This is a genomic window from Halorubrum tibetense, assembly GCF_042661865.1.
In the GTDB taxonomy this organism is placed as follows: domain Archaea; phylum Halobacteriota; class Halobacteria; order Halobacteriales; family Haloferacaceae; genus Halorubrum; species Halorubrum tibetense.
The window spans coordinates 1-1946 of record NZ_JBHSWW010000376.1; the positions used below are offsets into that span (position 1 = coordinate 1).

Here is a 1946-nt window from a genome sequence, read left to right on the forward strand (position 1 = left end):
CTCCGGTATGAGCAGAAGACACGGCAACAGAGCCGGCTTCGCCTTGCGTTTTCGGGCTCGAAGCGTCTCAGCGTGTGTCTGTAGCATCTCCCCGTCAAGGATACAGCAGTCGAACGTCGCCGTTTCGACCGGCTGGTCCGGATCGACCAGCGTATAGCGGTCATGAGCTTGGATCCACTCAACTACCAACCGTTGATTCCCCTCTCCAGAGAGTAATGGGAACAAGGCTGCCTGCCCAGCGCCATCATCGGGTGAATCGTCAGTAGGGTACGCGTCGTTCATTCACGTCCTCCATCGATTTTGTCCTGTTTCGCCGTCGTCCGTAACTCGACGATAAAAACCGCGCCGGCTGGATCCGCTTCGTCAGGAGTATCGAACAATTCGCTCTCCACTCTGTCCTCGATCCAGACATTTCCGCCGTAACTCTCAACAAGACTGTCGACGAGAAACAGGCCCATTCCGGTTCCCCCGCTTTCAAGCCCTTTCTTACCCTCTCGGAACAGACTCTCTTTCACATCGTCTGAGATTCCCGGCCCGTTATCGGCCACTCTGATGCGGACTGACTCGTCAGCTTCCTCAACAGAAATCATCACCTTTGGTTGAGCTGTATGGTTGTGCTGGACGGCGTTGTTGACGAGGTTCCGAAACACCGACGAGAGCAACTCGTTCGCCAGTACGTGTGTCCTCTGATCGGGTGGATCTGCCATCGTGATCTCGGCATTTGCGAACGTTTCCCGGCGCTTTTCGAGTTCCTCACTGAGGAGCTGTCGAAGCGGGATTGGCTTGAGGTCCGGTTTCCCGTCACCGTGAATGATTTCTGAGAGATCCCGGGCGACATTTGTGAGTTCGACGACGTGTCGGCCCGCCCGGAGAATCCTGTCGAGTTTCTCCTGTCCAGTCGGCGTTACCTCATCTTCAAGCATTTCGCCCCACGCGACAACAACGTTCATATCGTTCCGGATGTCGTGCCGGAGAACTCGGTTCAACACGTCGAGTTGCTCGCGTTGCTGGCGGAGACTCTCTTCTAGCTCTCTCAGCTCAGTAATTTCGTGGTTGACGGCGATGAACTGCGTAATCTCTCCTGAAGGGCCTTCTACCGGAGCGACTGTCTGTTCGATAACATACCGATTCCCATCTTTTCGACTGTTGATGACTGTTCCGTCCCAGACGTCACCCGCTGTGATAGTGTTCCACAACTCCTCATAGAACGCCTCATCGTGTTCACCTGATTTGAGAATGCGCGGGGTGTTACCGACAACTTCCTCGCTCGTATAGCCTGACTGAGATTCAATTGCTTCGTTCACGTACTCGATTGTTCCGTCTGTGTCGGTGACTAACACCCCGTGACCGGCGTGTTGATTCCGGATCTGCCGGAGTTGTGCGCGCTGATTGTATGCGACGATCGACTGATCCCGAAGGCGGAGAAATGTCTCTAGCTGTTCACTGAGTTGACTTTCTGCGAGTGGCATGTCGATCAACCCGTCAATCGCATCCCACAGTTCCGGATGTTCATCCCGGAGACGATTACGGATCTCTCGATGTCTTGACTCCGGAACCAACAAGAGATACGGGAGAATAATCTGCTCGCTTTCTTTTCGGTTCAGGAGTTCCGACCGGTGTTTGTCCAACTGCTTTCTGTCGAGCAGACAGCAGTCGAATGCAGCCTCGGCGATATCCGGGGTTTCGACGAGCGTGTACTGATCGTGTGCGGTTAGCCACTCTTTGAGGACACGCTGATTTCCCGGGTCAGTGACCAAAGTGAGCACGCGCGTGGATTCGTCGACTGATTCTCGATTCGTATGCTGTTCGTTCGTGGGCATGATGTTCGGATCGGCGACTCCTATGACTGGTCTCTCATTTCGTGCGACAGTTACGTCTGTTCGTCGTTGTCAACGTCGTGTTTGCTGGCAGTATCCGTATCGTTCCACTCCGGCGTCCCGGTGAGA

Annotated in this window: 2 protein-coding genes; both read right to left on the reverse strand. The window is 54.5% G+C overall.

Annotation, left to right across the window (positions count from 1 at the left end; all coding sequences use genetic code 11):
• Positions 1–282, reverse strand: a 282-nt coding sequence (locus ACFQEU_RS15220) for a hypothetical protein (protein WP_379783527.1), incomplete at its 3' end; no start/stop codon positions are given.
• Positions 279–1820 (reverse strand): sensor histidine kinase, encoded by a 1542-nt coding sequence (locus ACFQEU_RS15225; protein ID WP_379783529.1) that lies wholly within the window; start codon positions 1818–1820, stop codon positions 279–281. The genes ACFQEU_RS15225 and ACFQEU_RS15220, both read right to left, overlap by 4 nt.
• Between the last annotated feature and the right edge of the window lie 126 nt (positions 1821–1946).

Bases quoted from the DNA above. Each gene is read 5' to 3' on its own strand.
- ACFQEU_RS15225 (WP_379783529.1), bottom strand. From the start codon at position 1,820: ATGCCCACGAACGAACAGCATACGAATCGAGAATCAGTCGACGAATCC.